Origin of the sequence: Gemella sp. 27098_8_155 (assembly GCF_041433725.1) — a bacterium.
GTDB lineage: Bacteria > Bacillota > Bacilli > Staphylococcales > Gemellaceae > Gemella > Gemella haemolysans_D.
Genome location: NZ_JAPWCA010000019.1, coordinates 15,243 through 31,306 on the forward strand (window position 1 = coordinate 15,243; position 16,064 = coordinate 31,306).

The 16,064-nt window shown below is 28.6% G+C and carries 15 protein-coding genes; 3 read left to right on the forward strand and 12 right to left on the reverse strand.

The window, feature by feature from the left end; all coding sequences use genetic code 11:
* The first annotated feature begins 31 nt into the window (after window positions 1-31).
* From O5Y44_RS07585 to O5Y44_RS07595, 3 genes are read left to right on the forward strand one after another with little or no spacing between them, the layout of a single operon-like run.
* A complete protein-coding gene (locus O5Y44_RS07585) occupies window positions 32-856 on the forward strand; it encodes a phosphate/phosphite/phosphonate ABC transporter substrate-binding protein (RefSeq protein ID WP_316447625.1) in 825 nt (274 codons plus the stop codon).
* A 2-nt stretch (window positions 857-858) separates the two neighbouring features.
* Window positions 859-2,034, forward strand: coding sequence for a cobalamin-independent methionine synthase II family protein (locus O5Y44_RS07590; RefSeq protein WP_316447626.1), 1,176 nt, complete (start codon window positions 859-861; stop codon window positions 2,032-2,034).
* Window positions 2,027-2,491, forward strand: coding sequence for an OsmC family protein (locus tag O5Y44_RS07595; RefSeq protein WP_316447627.1), 465 nt, complete (start codon window positions 2,027-2,029; stop codon window positions 2,489-2,491). Before O5Y44_RS07590 ends, O5Y44_RS07595 begins: the two co-directional genes overlap by 8 nt.
* 128 nt (window positions 2,492-2,619) lie before the next feature.
* Here the strand turns inward: O5Y44_RS07595 and ftsZ are convergent, their stop codons facing one another.
* From ftsZ to O5Y44_RS07655, 12 genes are all read right to left on the reverse strand, one after another.
* Complete coding sequence (gene ftsZ / locus O5Y44_RS07600) at window positions 2,620-3,711, reverse strand: cell division protein FtsZ (RefSeq protein WP_271966140.1); 1,092 nt, start codon at window positions 3,709-3,711, stop codon at window positions 2,620-2,622.
* Between the two features lie 20 nt (window positions 3,712-3,731).
* Window positions 3,732-5,105, reverse strand: coding sequence for a cell division protein FtsA (ftsA, locus tag O5Y44_RS07605; protein WP_271966142.1), 1,374 nt, complete (start codon window positions 5,103-5,105; stop codon window positions 3,732-3,734).
* A 231-nt stretch (window positions 5,106-5,336) separates the two neighbouring features.
* The gene (locus O5Y44_RS07610; protein WP_316447628.1) at window positions 5,337-6,302 is read right to left on the reverse strand and encodes a cell division protein FtsQ/DivIB; all 966 of its coding nucleotides are present in this window, start codon (window positions 6,300-6,302) and stop codon (window positions 5,337-5,339) included.
* A 6-nt stretch (window positions 6,303-6,308) separates the two neighbouring features.
* Window positions 6,309-7,649 carry a UDP-N-acetylmuramoyl-L-alanine--D-glutamate ligase gene (gene murD, locus O5Y44_RS07615; RefSeq protein ID WP_316447629.1) on the reverse strand — a complete coding sequence of 447 codons (1,341 nt, stop codon included), beginning with the start codon at window positions 7,647-7,649 and terminating at the stop codon, window positions 6,309-6,311.
* 1 nt (window position 7,650) lies between these two features.
* On the reverse strand, window positions 7,651-8,634 hold the full coding sequence (mraY, locus tag O5Y44_RS07620) for a phospho-N-acetylmuramoyl-pentapeptide-transferase (RefSeq protein WP_316447630.1): 984 nt from the start codon (window positions 8,632-8,634) through the stop codon (window positions 7,651-7,653).
* Between the two features lie 9 nt (window positions 8,635-8,643).
* Window positions 8,644-10,650 (reverse strand): penicillin-binding transpeptidase domain-containing protein, encoded by a 2,007-nt coding sequence (locus O5Y44_RS07625; RefSeq protein ID WP_271987086.1) that lies wholly within the window; start codon window positions 10,648-10,650, stop codon window positions 8,644-8,646.
* 192 nt (window positions 10,651-10,842) lie between these two features.
* Entirely contained in the window at window positions 10,843-11,169 is a 327-nt protein-coding gene (locus O5Y44_RS07630; protein WP_316447631.1) for a cell division protein FtsL, read from the reverse strand.
* 17 nt (window positions 11,170-11,186) lie between these two features.
* Window positions 11,187-12,122: a 16S rRNA (cytosine(1402)-N(4))-methyltransferase RsmH gene (gene rsmH, locus O5Y44_RS07635; protein WP_316447632.1), complete on the reverse strand. Its 936-nt coding sequence runs from the start codon at window positions 12,120-12,122 to the stop codon at window positions 11,187-11,189.
* 11 nt (window positions 12,123-12,133) lie between these two features.
* Window positions 12,134-12,565, reverse strand: a complete 432-nt coding sequence (gene mraZ / locus O5Y44_RS07640; RefSeq protein WP_048802591.1) for a division/cell wall cluster transcriptional repressor MraZ — start codon at window positions 12,563-12,565, stop codon at window positions 12,134-12,136.
* A 148-nt stretch (window positions 12,566-12,713) separates the two neighbouring features.
* Window positions 12,714-13,598: a primosomal protein DnaI gene (gene dnaI / locus O5Y44_RS07645; RefSeq protein WP_316447633.1), complete on the reverse strand. Its 885-nt coding sequence runs from the start codon at window positions 13,596-13,598 to the stop codon at window positions 12,714-12,716.
* Window positions 13,598-14,974: a DnaD domain protein gene (locus O5Y44_RS07650; RefSeq protein WP_271966151.1), complete on the reverse strand. Its 1,377-nt coding sequence runs from the start codon at window positions 14,972-14,974 to the stop codon at window positions 13,598-13,600. Before O5Y44_RS07650 ends, dnaI begins: the two co-directional genes overlap by 1 nt.
* On the reverse strand, window positions 14,967-15,962 hold the full coding sequence (locus O5Y44_RS07655; RefSeq protein WP_271966152.1) for a hypothetical protein: 996 nt from the start codon (window positions 15,960-15,962) through the stop codon (window positions 14,967-14,969). The genes O5Y44_RS07650 and O5Y44_RS07655 overlap by 8 nt, the downstream gene beginning before the upstream one ends.
* Window positions 15,963-16,064: the final 102 nt, after the last annotated feature.

A 16,064-nucleotide genomic window follows, 5' to 3' on the forward strand; every position in this document is an offset into this window, starting at 1 on the left:
AAAATACAAATAAGAAAAGAGGAATAATATTATGTCAAAATTAAAAGTTGGAGCTGTAATCTATGACCCAAAAGTAACTGTAATTTGGGGAATTATTGCAAAATTTTTTGAGGATGAAGACTTTCCTATTGAACCAGTTTATTACAAAGATTACAACGGTCAAGTTGATGGTTTATTAGCTAAAGAAATTGATGTAGCTTGGAATTCTCCTTTAGCATGGTTAGATACTCATCTACGCACTAACGGAAATGCGTTAAATGGTTCTATGCGTGATACTGACCGCGATCGTAGTTCATATTTAGTAGTAAAAGCTAATAGCAATATTAACTCTATTCAAGACTTAAGAAATAAAACAATAGGTTTCGGTGCAATTGATTCACCACAAGCAAGATTAATTCCTATTAACCATCTTCACAAAAATGGATTAGAATTTAAAACAGATTATATAGAAAAACGTTTCGATATCGGTGTCGGACTTCATGGTGACCATGTCGGTGGAGAACTTGATTCAGCAATAGCTTTAAAAAATGATGAAGTTGCTGCTACGTGGATGCTAGATTTAAACTATAATGCTTGGATTGCAGATGGAACTCTAGATAAAAATCAGGTGAAAATTTTATCAAAAACAGATTTCTTTGATCACTGTATCTTCTCAGGACATCCAGAATTAGACGTAGCTCGTTTTGAAAAATTTATAGAAGTATTACACAAAATGGATTATAATAATCCTGAGCATAAAGAAATGATGGATATGGAAGGATTAAAAGAATGGGTATCTGGTCGTACTTCTGGGTTTAAACAACTTACTGAAGCCAATGAATATTTAGATTTTTTTAAAGAGTTTCATGGTGAATAATTATGACTAATTCATCTTTCTTAGTTTCTCTTCTTGGCAGTATGCCTCGTAGTAAAAAACTATTGACCGCAAAACGAAAATTAAATAAAGGAAATATCGACTTAAAAACATATCAAGAAATCCTAGATGAAGAAACAAAATATGTAGTTGAACTTCAAGAAAATAATTTTATTGATATAATTACTAGCGGTGAACTAAATCGAGACAATTATGTTTCATTTATTGCTGAACGTTTGGACGGTGTTACAATGATGAGTATGGCTGATATGTTTGATTATATTGAGGACAAACAAGGTTTTGAACAAATACTAGAAATATTAGACGTTCCTGCAATTAGTATAAAAAATGCAATTTGTACAGGAAAAGTAAAATATAATAAACCTCTTGTGGCTGATGAAATGATTGAATTAAAAAAATTAACCGATAAGAAAATCAAAGCAACATTACCAGGTCCCTATTTAATTACTAGGTCCATGTGGTTACCTGCTCTATCAAAACAATATTACAATAGCAAAGATTCTCTAGGAGAAGACATAATTAAAGTATTAAAAGAAGAAATTGATTCATTAGCAAAAATGGGCATAGATGTTATTCAATTTGATGAACCTGTACTAACCGAAGTGGTATTTTCTGAAGGTAAGACAAGATCTTTTATGTGTGCAGCATTATCTGAGAAAAAAGATCCTACTGAAGAATTAAAATTTGCTACTAAATTAATTAAATCTGTAATTGATTATGCTAAAGAAAAAGAAATATTAGTTTCTCTTCATGTTTGTCGTGGTAATTGGAGTCGTGATGAAAGTATTCTACTTACTGGACCTTATACTCCTCTACTTCCATTATTCGAAGAAACTCTTCCTAATATACTTACATTAGAGTTTTCTACTCCTCGTGCTGGGGAAATATCTTCATTATTCAGTAGTACTTTAATAAGGGATAATTGTATACTAGGATTAGGTGTTATGAATCCAAGGACAGACGATATAGAACCATTAGAAGATATCCTAAATCGTGTAGAAGAAGTAATGCAATATATCCCTAAAGAAAGAATTTGGTTAAATCCTGACTGTGGTTTTGCTACGTTTGCAAATAGACCGGTAAGTACAATGGAGATAATTGATAAAAAATTAGCTCGCCTAAATGAAGCTAAAATTACATTGAGGAAACTATATGAGTAATCTATATGAATCTAAAAATTATGATTTAACTTTTAGAGGAATTTTATCTAGTAATATATTTAAGATGTACACTAATAATGATTGTATAAATATATCTAGTGAAATTAGTTTTGACATTAATGCTGATTATGAAAGTAGTATTAATTATTTTGCAGCTTCTATCTTAGCTGGAATAGCCCATAGTATTGTATCACAAAGCAAACAACTTAATATTGATATTGAAGAACTTGAAGGAAAAATACATCTAAATTTAAAAAATCCACTTTCTCTAATCGGTGTTAAAGGATACGACGAAGAACCAAAAATAGATTTTTGTAACATTACATATTATCTATATGCTGATTATGATGAAAATGATTTACTAAAATTTTGTAATACAGCTCTTAATAAATCATTTATATACAACACTTTAAAACATGGAATTAACTTCGATATAAAATTTATTTTAATAGATTAAAATTCAAAAATATCCTGATAAAAAACAAATTTATCAGGATGTTTTAATTAAATATTATAAAATATATATTTCTAAAATGAAGCATATAAAAAGAAAATCAGATATTTATCCGATTTTCTTTCTTTTTATTATATTTCTCTTCTTGTTCTTCTTCTTGGACGTGGGTACATTTCTTGTTCTACTTCGTTTTTACCGTAACCACTTGTGAATGAACTTGCTTCTGGTTGAGCTGGACGTTGTGCTAAGATATCTCTTTCAACACTTACTCCATCCTCTTCAAATCCAGTAGCGATTACTGTAACGATGATTTCATCAGTTTTTTCTAATTCTTCGTTAAATACTGTACCGAAAATCATGTTCACTTCGTCATCACTTGCTTCTTGAACGATACTTGCAGCAGCTTGAGCTTCAAATAAACTTAATGATGGACCACCAGTAATATTTAATAACACACCTTTAGCTCCAACGATTGATGTTTCAAGTAATGGAGATGAAATAGCTTTTTTAGCTGCTTCGATAGCTCTGTTTTCACCTGAAGCTACCCCGATACCCATTAATGCAGAACCTTGATCAGCCATAATTGCTTTAACATCAGCAAAGTCAAGGTTAACTGTACCAGAAACATTAATTAAATCAGAAATACCTTGAACCCCTTGACGTAACACATTATCAGCTTCAACGAAAGCTTGCATCATTGGAGTAGATTTATCTACGATATCTAATAATCTATCGTTAGGAATAACGATAAGTGTATCTACAGCACCTTTAAGTGAGTTAATTCCAGCTGTAGATTGTACTTGACGTTTTTTACCTTCAAAGTTGAATGGACGAGTAACAACACCTACAGTTAAAGCACCTAATTCTTTAGCAATACTTGCTACGATTGGAGCTGCACCTGTACCAGTTCCTCCACCCATACCAGAAGTAACGAATACCATATCTGCTCCTTCTAGCGCTTCTTCAATTTTATCTTTAGTTTCTTCAGCAGCTTTACGCCCTACTTCAGGGTTAGCACCTGCACCAAGACCTTTTGTTAATTTTTCACCGATTTGAATTCTTACGTCTGCTTTAGAGCGTTTTAAAGCTTGAGCATCTGTATTTACTGCGATAAATTCAACATTTTGAATTCCACTTTCTACCATTCGGTCAACGGCGTTACCACCACCGCCACCAACACCTACTACTTTAATTACTGCTGATTGATCAAATTCTTCAAACATTCTTTATTTCCTCCTGATTATTATTCAAAAAACGAATTATACATTTTAGTTATTTTATCGAAAAAGTTTTTCTCTTCTTCTTTTTTCTCTTCTTCATAATAAGTTTCTTCTTCATGAACATCTTCATGAGTTTCACTTATCACTGGTGCTTCAACTTTTGAATTATTTACTGTAATTTCTTCCACTGCAGAAACATTTTCAAATGTTGAATTTGTATTTTTTATTGTCGGTACTTCATCAGTTACTTGATATCCAAACAATGATTCAATTTTGTAACTACTTGTTAATGTACCTACAACAACAGATAATTCTGGTGAATTAGCTCCTATGATTTTTGGCGAACCAATTCTTACATTCATTTTTCTTAGCATATCTTTTGCTAAGTCTAGAACACCAGGCATAAGTGTTGTTCCACCTGTTAACACAACGTTACCTTTTACTCTATTTATACCAGCTTTTCTTAATACATCGAATGAACGTAAAATAATCTCTTCTACAATTTCTTCAATGTAATCTGCTAATTCTTTTTGTGTATATGGTTCTTCATCTGGTTCTAAATTATCTAAGTCAATAATTACTTGTGGTGATGCTAAGTCGTAAAAAGCATGCCCTTGAGTAACTTTTATCTCTTCTGCACGTTTTAATGGGACATTTAAAACATCTGATATTGTACGTGTAATATCTTCACCTGCTAACTCAATTGATTGTGATAATTGAAGGATTCCATCTTCAAAATAACTCACAGTCGTAAGTCCTGCTCCAATATCAATAATTACTGATCCATAATCTTTTTCTTCATCATTTAATAGTAATTCACCTAATGAATGAGATGTACAGAATGTCTCGTTACAATCTAATCTTAGATTTTCAATACTTTTATATATTGTGTGAAGATGAGTTTTAGATGTCAAAACTCTATTTCCTGTTACCTCAAATGAATTATGAACAGTCATTCCTTTTGGTTTTCTAATATTTTCAATATCATCAAGACGATAGTAATCTGGAATTACTTGTACCACTTCTCTTTCTCGTGGTAATGGTAGTATTTTTGCTTCTTCAATTACTTCTTCGATATCTCTACCATCAATATCGTGTTTTGTATCAAATTTAATTTCCGCTACACTTTTTTTAATATGAGTGTGTATACTTGGAACTGCTACATATAATGATCTTATGTCCTTATTAGCTTCACTTTTCGCAATATCTATTGCTTTTTGAATATCTCTAGAGGCAGATTCTACATCAATAATGTTCCCTCGTTTAATAGCTGTTGTTTTTACAACACCAACACCGAGTATATTCAATTTTTCATATACTACATCTGCTATTATCACTTTTATACTAGATGATCCTAGATCTATTGAAGTATACAATTGTGAACTCAAGTCAAACACTCCTTCCTTTTAAACTTTGTTATTATAATAAAATTGTAAATACACACATATTTTATTTACACATACTAAATTATAACATAAAATTAGAAAAAAAAATATGAAAAACATCAAAAAAAATTAAATTTTATTAAAATATTTTCAATTTGTAATATAACGAATAAGTTTTTTTCTTTTATATAATTTTTCAATAAAAAAAGCATCCAAAATACAAAAATTAGGATGCTTTTATAACTATTCATTTTTCTTATTACGTGTTGATTGTTGTTTGCTATTATTGTTCTTGTTAGAAGAATTACTTTGACTATTTGTAGTAGAATTTTCAGATTTATTACTTTGTTGTAGTTTTTCTTCTTTTTCTACACTTTCATTATTTTTATTTGATTTCTCATCATCATTTAATCCCTGTCTTGCAAGTAATTTCTTAATACTATCGTTTCTTACTTTTTCTGTTTTTGGTGTTTCAAGATATGCACCGTTTATTAAGTTTAAAGTAGTATTATTTTTATCTTCAATATATTTAGATATTTCTTCATAGTAATTCAACTTATCTGCAAAGCTGGCTCTTAACGCTTTAACTTTTTGACCATCTTTCATGTAAATAATTAGTCTATCATTTTCATCACTAATTATCTCAGATATTTGTAATCGTACTTCCTGTTTAAGTTTATTTAAGTTTTTGTAAACTTCTTCAAGCTTATTACTATCATCATTGAAATTTTCTATAATAGGTAAATTGTAATTGTTTCTTATTTTTCCAGAATATGGTTTCCCATTTTCCATTATTATCTCTATACTACCATCTTCTTTTTTATTTTGTGCAATAAAACTATACTCTTCTACCTGCACTTTTATAGAAGAAGGCAATTTAGATTTTACTGTTACTGATTTAAATATATCAAATCTTGATTTTATATTATTTTGAATTTCATCATCTTTTATAGACCATGTTCGAAGATTATTGTTAATGTTCCCTGCCTCGAGTATTTCTTCTTTAGTAATTTGATTGTTACCTTCAACTTCAATTGTTTTTAATTTTAAATAACTACTAAATAAAAGCACAAATACTCCTATTACAATTAAAAATAAAGTTACTATATAAAATACTTCACGCCTTTTTTTTCTTTTAATTTTTTCTAATGAACTACGACGATTATCTTTGTTCATTTTTTCAAGTAACTTCCTATTCTTCTTGTTCATAGTTTTTTAATCCTCTTGAATAATCTTCTTAAATGTTGCTATAAATTCATCTCCACGATCTTCAAAACACTTATATTGATCCCACGATGCACATGCTGGTGATAATAATATTGTATCACCATTCTCTGCAAGTGAACTAGCTAAAATAGTAGCATCATCAATTTTAATTGCTTTATGACAATCAACATTATTATCAATAGCTAAGTTATATAATATCTCTTTACTTTCACCTACTACTACCATAGATTTTACTCTTGGTAAATATGGAATTAACTCTTTAAAATCTATTCCTCTATCTTGTCCACCACAAACAAGTATTATATTTTTTTCAAATCCTGATAGTGCTCTAGTTGTTGCAACTGGATTTGTAGCTTTTGAATCATTGTAGAATTTTACTCCTTTATGTTCTCCTACAAACTGTAATCTGTGTTTTACTCCACTAAAAGCATAAAGAACATTCTGAATTGATTCTTTATCAGCACCTTTTATAAATGATATTACAGCAGCATTAATTGCATTTTCCACATTATGCATACCTGGAAGTGAGAGTTTAGTTATATCAAATAATTCCTCACCCTCAAAAACAACCATATTATCTCTTACATAGATATCTGCTTCTATATTTTCGTTTGTATCATAAAATAGCACTTTAGAATTAATTTTTTCTATATCATATTTATCTTTTTCATTAATATTCAAAATTAAGATGTCATTACTATCTTGATTTTTATAAATATTTCTTTTAGCATCGTGATAATTTTCAACACTACCATGATAATCTAAATGCCCAACACCAAGATTAGTAATTACAGCTATCGATGGTTTGAAATATTTTGTTCCTTGTAATTGAAATGATGAAACTTCAGTAACTAATAATGAATTTGGATGGTTATATGCGATTTCAATTGAAGGATATCCAATATTACCAGCTAAAAATACATCTTTATTTGCAGCTTTCAGAATATCGAATGTCATCTGTGTAGTAGTTGTTTTACCGTTTGTTCCAGTAATAGCTACCATATCAATGTTAAACAATGTATTTGCTAATTCAATTTCAGTTATAATATCAATTTTCTTGTCAATTGCTTTTTGTAAAAATTCTATTTGATATTTAATTCCTGGATTTTTTACTATTAAATCAATATTTTCTAAAAGTTCTAATGGATGACCTCCATCAATTACTTTAACTCCTAATTCCCTCAACTCAGCTGCTTTTTCATCGGTACTTAAATCATCATATGCATTTAAAGTAACATCATATCCAAGTTTGTTTAAGATTTTTGCAGTTGAATAACCGCTTCTTGCAAATCCTAACACTAATATTTTTTTATCTTTTAAATTAATCATTTTAAATAACCCCTATAAAGTAACCTATAGCAGATGATATCATAGCTATGATTACAAAAATATAAACAGTTTTTACTTCACCATACCCAGATAATTCGAAATGATGATGTAAAGGTGACATTTTGAAAATTCTTTTTCCTGTTTTTTTGAAGTAAGCCACCTGAATTATTACAGATAAAGTCTCAAGTATATATACTAAACCTATAAATAAGAATGCTATCTCCTTATGTAAGATTACTGAAATCGCAGCTAAAATTCCACCTAAAGCTAAAGATCCAGTATCCCCCATAAAGATTTTTGCTGGATTTTTATTAAATAATAAAAATCCTAAAAGTGCTCCAACTATAGTCAGACAGAAAACTAATACAGGAAAATTATTTTCCTTATATGCTAATAAAGCAAATGTACTAGTGGTAATAATTGTCACACTTGTCGCTAGACCATCTAAGCCATCAGTTAAATTAACCGCATTAGAAAATCCTGTTTGCCAAAATACTAAGAAGATCAGATATAAATATGAAATATTAAGATTATAATCTAATCCTGGGATATGTATATAATTTATATCTTTATAAATAAATGTAACTAAGATATAAAATATTACAGAAAATAGTATTTGTAACATTAATTTTTTTCTTGGAGCAAGTCCATCATTTTTCTTCTTAACTACGATAAGCATATCATCTATATAACCAATAATTGAAAATGAGATAGTTGTATAAATGAATAAAATATAATATTGAATGTTTCCACTATCCAAGATCATTGCAATAATAAGTGAAATTACTATTGAAACTATAAAAGATATCCCTCCCATTGTTGGTGTACCTTTTTTATGCATATGACTTTGTGGCCCTTCTTCTCTAATTGCTTGTCCAAATTTTAGAACATGTAAATATTTGATTAATCTTGGTAGCATTAGCACTGTCAGAAAAAATGCTACCAATAATAACGATATAGCAAATACTGTATCTGAATTACTCATTTCGTTCTCCTAACTAAATTTTATTTTTATCTTGTCCCCTTTTTTTATATATCTCTGCGCAGGAATTGATTGTTGTTTTGCAAACCCATTCCCTTCAGTTTCAATATCTAAGCCGGCTAATTTAGCATAATTTATGACATCAATCTTAGACCATCCTATGAAATTAGGTAATACTATATTATTATCCGAAACTAACAGAAATACTCTTTCATCTTGTTTTATTACATTATCAGCCGAAGGATATTGTCCAATAATATTATTACCAGAGCCAATTGTTATGATATTTTTGGTTTTTTGTTGTAATTTTAGTACTGTTGAATTAACGTTCTCGCCTACAACATTTTCCATTTGATAACTTTTTACAGTATCACTATCATTTGATTTTTTTACATTTAAGTAATTTAATGTATTTTCCATTATCGGTTTAAAAATCTCAGAGGCTCCGTATGCACTACTAGCACCTAGCTGTTTCGTTGGTAATTTCATACCTACATATAAAATCACCTGTGGATCTTCACTAGGTGCATATCCGATAAATGAGTGCATTACTTTAAATGGACTCTTATAATATGTCCCTGTCTTAGGATCTACTACCTCAGCGGTTCCAGTTTTACCAGACGTACTGTAGTTATCCACGGCATATCGCTTACCACCTTGTGCCCAAGATCCATTAACAACTCCGTATAGTTCTTCTTTCATTATATCTGCTGTTTGTTTTGATATTGGATTTCCAACTACTGTTTTCTTTCCAATATTAACATCTTTATTCAATGTTTTATCATGAACTCGCTGTAAGAAATACGGTGCTAGCATTTGACCATCATTCAAAATTGCCGTCTCTGCTTGAACCATCTGCATTGCCGTAACTGTACTACCTTGACCAAATACAGTAGTCGAAGCAGATACTTTGTTATTAAATACTAAATCTCCTGTTGCTTCATTTCCATAAAGTGAATTCGTACTTCTTCCAAATCCAAAACTTTCTAAACCACTTTTTAGTTTTTCAGTCCCTAATTCATTTAAAAGTGTTAACATCAATGTATTTGAAGATTGTTGGAATCCATGACGTTGAGTTATTGTTCCCCATCCAGTTTTATTCCAGTCAAAAATAGTAGCATCATCTACTTTGTATGAACCAGATCTATAGTAGGCTTCTGGATTATAAATTTTATTTTCAACCATTATTGACATAGTAAAAGTTTTTAAAGTTGAACCAGGTTCATAGGCTGAATTATAAAATATATTTGACCAAGCGCTTGAAAGATTTTCTTGAGTATTTGGATTAAATGCTGGAGTTTGTCCTAAGCCTAGTATTTCTCCTGTTTTAGGACTAATTACTATCGCAAATGCACTTTCTGGTTCATATTTTTCATGAATATCTTTCAAAGTATTATCAATAAATCCTTGAATATTTTTATCAATAGTTAAATAGATATCCGCACCATCAACAGGTTTAATCTCTACTTTAGGTATATTAGAAACTACTTTCCCCCATGCGTCTTTAGCATAAGTAATATGACCTTCCTTACCTCTTAAATAGTAATCAAATGTTTTTTCAACACCTAATCGACCGGTAATTAAATCACTATCAGGTGAATTTTGTGCGAAGCCTAAAAAGTTTCCTAACATACTTCCATTAGGATAATATCTTTTTGTCGTTGCTATAAATTCTATTCCAGGAAGTTTTAGCTCTTCTATTTTTTTCTTATCTTCAACACTAATATCTTTACCAGCTGTTCCAAATTCAACTTGATATACACCTTTTTTATTAAGTATTTCTTTTATTTTACTTCTATCTAATTTGATAAATTTAGATAATTCATCTGCAGTTTTATCTACATCAATAACATGACGTGGATTTGTATCATCTTCAGTTGCTTTATCTGATACTACTGCAACTATCTTGTAAGATTCAATATTATCTGCCAGTATATTCCCATTTCTATCGAAGATTTTCCCACGATTTGGTTGTAAACTACTGTCAATTTTATATTTTTTATCTGCTAATTCTGTCAAATTATGGCCCCTAACAGTCCCTATTAGCATCATTTGTCCAATATTTAAGATTAATATCCATACAAAGAAAAAAACAAAAATTAGAAAAAATACAATTTTTGTTCTTTCTCGAGAGATATAATCTTTTCTTTCTAAACTTCTTCTATCTTCCAAAAACTTTAAAGTTAATATTTTCTTAAAAAGTTTTATCAATTATCTCACTACCTTTATACTATCTTTTTGAGTTTTCATTCCTACTGTCTCAGCAATTTTTTTAACTCTTTCGTAAGATGACAGATTGTTTATCATAACTTTTTGTTCATTGTTATTTTTTTGTTTTTCTGATATTACAATATCATTTTTTTGTTGAGCACTTCGTAGTGAATAAATCTCTCCTTTATAGTTTAACATAACTACGTTAGCAAGTAAAATAACTCCTACAAAAACTGCATATGCTGTTTTTTCTAAAAAGTTAAATTTAACTTTTTCTTGTACTTTTCTTACTCCGTATTCTCTACTATATACCTTTAGTGTTGCCATTTAAACTTTCCTCCCCTCTATTTTGTCTGAACTTCTGCCACTCTTAATTTGGCACTTCTAGACCTATTATTTTCTTCTAATTCAATATCACTAGGATATATAGGTTTTCTTGTAATTACTTTTAATTTAGACAAACTTTCTTCTGGCATAATTGGTAAATTTTTGGGAATATCTTTTGTCTTTGCATATGAATTAAATATTTGTTTACAAATTCTATCTTCTAAAGAATGAAATGTAATAACAGATATTCTTCCTCCTACACTAACAATTTCAATCGCTTGTTCAAGTGAATCTTCAAATACTGATAATTCATTGTTCACCGCAATACGAATAGCTTGGAATACTCTTTTAGCTGGATGTCCTCCAGTTCTTCTTTTTGCAGCAGGGATGGAATCTTTAATAATTTCTACTAATTCAAAAGTAGTTTCAATAGGTTTTTGTTCTCGTTTTTTCTCAATATTTCTCGCAATTTGTTTTGAAAAATTTTCTTCTCCGTAACGATAAAATATTTTAACCAAATCATGATAACTGTATTCATTAACTACTTCATAGGCACTGATTTTTGCATCAGTATCCATTCTCATATCTAATTTAGTATCATAATTATAACTAAAACCTCTTTCAGGTGTATCTAATTGAGGTGATGATACTCCTAAATCATATAATACACCATCAACTTCATGAACACCATACTCTGCTAATTTTTCTTTTAAATTAACAAAGTTAGATTTAATAAAGACAACTTTATCACTGTACTCAGCTAATTTTTGTTTGGCATTTTCTAATGCTACATTGTCTTGATCGAAAGCATATAGTTTACCAGTTTTTAAACGTTTTAAAATCTCTAAGCTATGCCCTGCTCCTCCTAAGGTACAATCTACATAAATACCATCTTCTTTTATATTTAAGCCTTCTACAGCTTCATTTAATAATACACTATAATGTTTAAACATTTTCATCCATCCTAAAAATCAAAATCTTCTAATTCTTCTGCTATTTCTTCTACGCTAGCTTCACTTTCAACAAGTAAATCTTCCCAGCGATTCTTATCCCAAATCTCTATTCTATTTGATAAACCATTTACAACACACTCTTTATCTAAAAAAGCGTGTTCTATTAATGCGTTTGGAATATTAATTCTCCCTTGTTTATCTATTTCAACTTCAGTGGCTCCAGAAAAGAAGAAACGTTGGAAAGTACGAGCATTTTTCTTAGTGATAGGTAGTGATTTTATCTTACTTTCCACCTTTTGCCACTCTTGTAGTGAATAGCCAAATAAACAAGAGTCCAAACCTCTTGTAATAATAAATTTTTCACCTAGTTCATCTCTGAACTTTATTGGAATACTAAGCCTTCCTTTGGCATCCATTTTATTATTATATTGACCAATAAACACTACTTCTCACCACCTTACTTTTATAATTTACCACATTTCCCCACTTTTTTCCACTAATTTCTAAAAAAAAATGAATTTTTTTGAATTTTTTACCAAAAAAATAACCAAGCATTTATAAACATAAAATTTTATAAATACTTGGTTTATTTTAATTATAATATTCTCTCTCGTTTTCACCATCTAAGAAATGTGATGAACATAAAGAATGTATTCTTTCAACTATTCTTAATGCCTTTGTTCTATCCACTGTTGTTCGCCCATTAGATAACAATTCACTTAAGTCATCTATACTTAAATTAGATGAAAAGAATGTAGGTAACTTTTCTGCTTCTCGATGATTAATAATTGGACCTAATACTTCGTCACGAATGAATTCAGTAATATTTTCCGCACCAATATCATCAATTATAAGTATCTCTTCATCTCTCACTAAATCTATATATAAATCATAACTATTATCACTTATTTTAGATTTTATCTTTCTAATAAATTCTGGATAATATAAGATAGTTGGTTCTTTTCCATTTTGTTTAAAATAATTGTATATAGAACCCATTAAATAGGTTTTTCCTGTACCTGTTGGTCCATATACATATACACCTCTTGAAGATTGGCCATTTAATATATTTCTACAAATTTTAATAATTTCTGTCGCTAAAATTCCCTTTTCTCTACTCCTAGATAAATTTTCAAAAGTGTATGTTAAAACTCTTTTTGGTATAAACTCTGTCTTTACCTTATTAGAAGTTTTCAAACTGGCTACTTTTTGCTTGTATTCTTCAGTCTCTTCGTATAATATATTAACTTCTTCATTACTAAAAATTAACTTAGGCTTATGTTCTATATTTAGTAGTTTATCTTTCGAAATATAAAATTGATAAAACTTTTCAAGATTATTTTCTATATCATTTTTTGTAAAATTATTGTCACGAATAAACTTAACAATTTCAGAGTCATTTAAAACTTTTTCCGATATAAATTTCTTAAATGAATCTTGAGTATTGCTAGCGACTATATTTGATAATTTTTTCACTACATATCCCTCTTATTATTCAATTCTTGCATCATTTTATTATATGCATCTTCATCTTCTTTAGTTACAACACGATCCTCTTTTTTCTTCGTAACATTAAAATTACTTTGGCGATTTTGAAGATACTCAGGAAACGGTGCATAGTTTCCTTTTTTGTTGTTTGAATAGCTCTTTTGTTGCTTAGACATCTTTTTATTCGATGTATCAATATTTTTCTTATAATTTCTATTATTTCGTACAAAATCAATTGCATCCTTTGCACCTAAAAGTTTTTGTGCACTCCAAGAACTAGCTATCTTATCAATATAATTTATATGTGGTATTGAATTATTTCCTGTTTGATTAATAGAGTATTCTAATAAAATATTTAATACTCCAGTAGGGAAATTATATTTACTTTGTAATTCACCAATATTCTTTGCATCAATATTAGAAACTACAATACCTTTTTGTTTGTTAAGAAATGTTATAAAGTTAGTATTATCTACTTCTTTAATAAATAATTCTTCCTCAGTAAGTTTCTCTTCCTCAATATTAGCTAAATTTTTATTTACCATACGTTCTAATGTAGGTACTTCTTGTTTTCTTACATTAACATTTAATTGTACTATATAATCTGTTAAAACTTTTATATTAATTTCACTAGCTCCATTAGTAATTTCAACTGATTTTTCAATTGCCTTAGACATATCTTGAGGATCCATTTTGTAAATATGCGCTAAACCTAAAATCTTATTCTTTGTTTCTTCATTTGAGATAACATCAGTTAGATAACTATTTGCTAAATAATAATTTAGCTTATCAAAATCAAAATAAAATTCATCAAAATTGGGACCAGAAGAAACTTTTTTTTCTAAATAATCAAATCCAAAATCATTTAAGTTTTCTAAACGGAACACATCAGAAAACTTAGAAGTAATATCTTCAAAGCTCCTAAAACTTACCTTATCTAAGGAATAGTAATTACTCAACTCTTTATATTCCGCTGCACCTAAAGTGTTCTCTAATAATTGAGCTAAAACAGGTGTATTAAAGAAATCCGAAAAACTTAAAGCTTGCTTAATTTTATAAACAAATTGACCTACACCATTATTATCAATATAAAAGGTTTTAAGTAGTCCAATTGCTTCTAATTTTTTTCTTGCTACAATAAACTTATGATTAGATAGAGCTAAATTATCCAATATATCATAATGTAAATAATTCTTTGAAAGATTTTTATCACTAAGCATTTTGTTTCCTAAGAAATTATATAAACTTACAGCATCATTTCCTAATAATGGAAGATATAATAGGCTTAATTCCTTAGATCTATTTGAAATGTCATAGTCGTTATAAACACAATAAAAATCCTTAACAGAAAAAATATTACTCATGCTTTTCGTCCATTACTTCTATTATAATTTGCGTGTACTCTAAAGCATAGATAAACTCTTGATTATAATCATATTTAATCTTATCATCATTTCTCAATGGTGCGAAGAAAGATTTTACTAGGATAGGATATATATTAGATAATAGTAATTTTGCATTATCATTTTCATATAAAGCTCTCAAGAAATTAAATACTTTATAAACACATTCTAAAAATTCTTCTTTAGTAGGTGTGTTAATATTAGTATAGCTTTCTATTTTTGTTGAAAAACTAAGTATATTCTTTTTATCATCTTTAGCCACGAAAGTTCTCAGATCGTCTATCAACTCATACATATAATTAAAGAATGATTCAAAATCTTCAAGATACTCATTATTAATGATTTGAGATTCATTTTTTAATAACAATTTATTAATATTATAATCAGTTACAAAAAGATAAATCTTATAAAGATCTGAGAATTCAATATCACTTAATTTTTGATAATCCTGAACAATATTATTTAAACTCTTACCATCTTTGTAGATGTTATACAATGTATTTAACCATATAAATTCATCAAGTTTCTTGTTATTGATTAAAGTAACTAGATAATTATTAAAACTATACTCTTTTTCATCTTCAAAGAGAATAGAAGTTCTACTTTCAATTCTAGACAATATAATATTGAATTCTTTAACTAAATCATTATCAACAATTATTTCATCAAAGTTAGGTTTTAAATCAGCTTTAATACGTCTAAATTCATCTGCGCTATTATCAAGGTTATCTAATCTCTCCTGATAAACTTCATTATATCCAGGCTTTTGTGAATGATAATATGTTTCTATTGCTTTATTAAATACTAAAACTTTCTCTAAAATTTTTATGTATGCAACTTTAATACTTTTATTGTCTGAAATTTTATTAATCAATTTTAATGCGTTTAATATGTCTTTTTTATTTTCACTAGTAAGTACTAATGTTTTTTCATCTTCTAAATAAAACATTCTCAAACCTCCAATTATATATTACTATACTATGATACTCTATTTTTGAAAGAAAATCAAAATATATGAAATTAAAATAAAAAAAGAACCTTCCAAAAGGAA

Coding starts and splice junctions, on each gene's coding strand:
- O5Y44_RS07585 (WP_316447625.1), top strand. CDS start 32: ATGTCAAAATTAAAAGTTGGAGCTGTAATCTATGACCCAAAAGTAACT.
- O5Y44_RS07590 (WP_316447626.1), top strand. CDS start 859: ATGACTAATTCATCTTTCTTAGTTTCTCTTCTTGGCAGTATGCCTCGT.
- O5Y44_RS07595 (WP_316447627.1), top strand. CDS start 2,027: ATGAGTAATCTATATGAATCTAAAAATTATGATTTAACTTTTAGAGGA.
- ftsZ (WP_271966140.1), bottom strand. CDS start 3,711: ATGTTTGAAGAATTTGATCAATCAGCAGTAATTAAAGTAGTAGGTGTT.
- O5Y44_RS07610 (WP_316447628.1), bottom strand. CDS start 6,302: ATGAACAAGAAGAATAGGAAGTTACTTGAAAAAATGAACAAAGATAAT.
- murD (WP_316447629.1), bottom strand. CDS start 7,649: ATGATTAATTTAAAAGATAAAAAAATATTAGTGTTAGGATTTGCAAGA.
- mraY (WP_316447630.1), bottom strand. CDS start 8,634: ATGAGTAATTCAGATACAGTATTTGCTATATCGTTATTATTGGTAGCA.
- O5Y44_RS07630 (WP_316447631.1), bottom strand. CDS start 11,169: ATGGCAACACTAAAGGTATATAGTAGAGAATACGGAGTAAGAAAAGTA.
- rsmH (WP_316447632.1), bottom strand. CDS start 12,122: ATGTTTAAACATTATAGTGTATTATTAAATGAAGCTGTAGAAGGCTTA.
- O5Y44_RS07650 (WP_271966151.1), bottom strand. CDS start 14,974: ATGAGTAATATTTTTTCTGTTAAGGATTTTTATTGTGTTTATAACGAC.
- O5Y44_RS07655 (WP_271966152.1), bottom strand. CDS start 15,962: ATGTTTTATTTAGAAGATGAAAAAACATTAGTACTTACTAGTGAAAAT.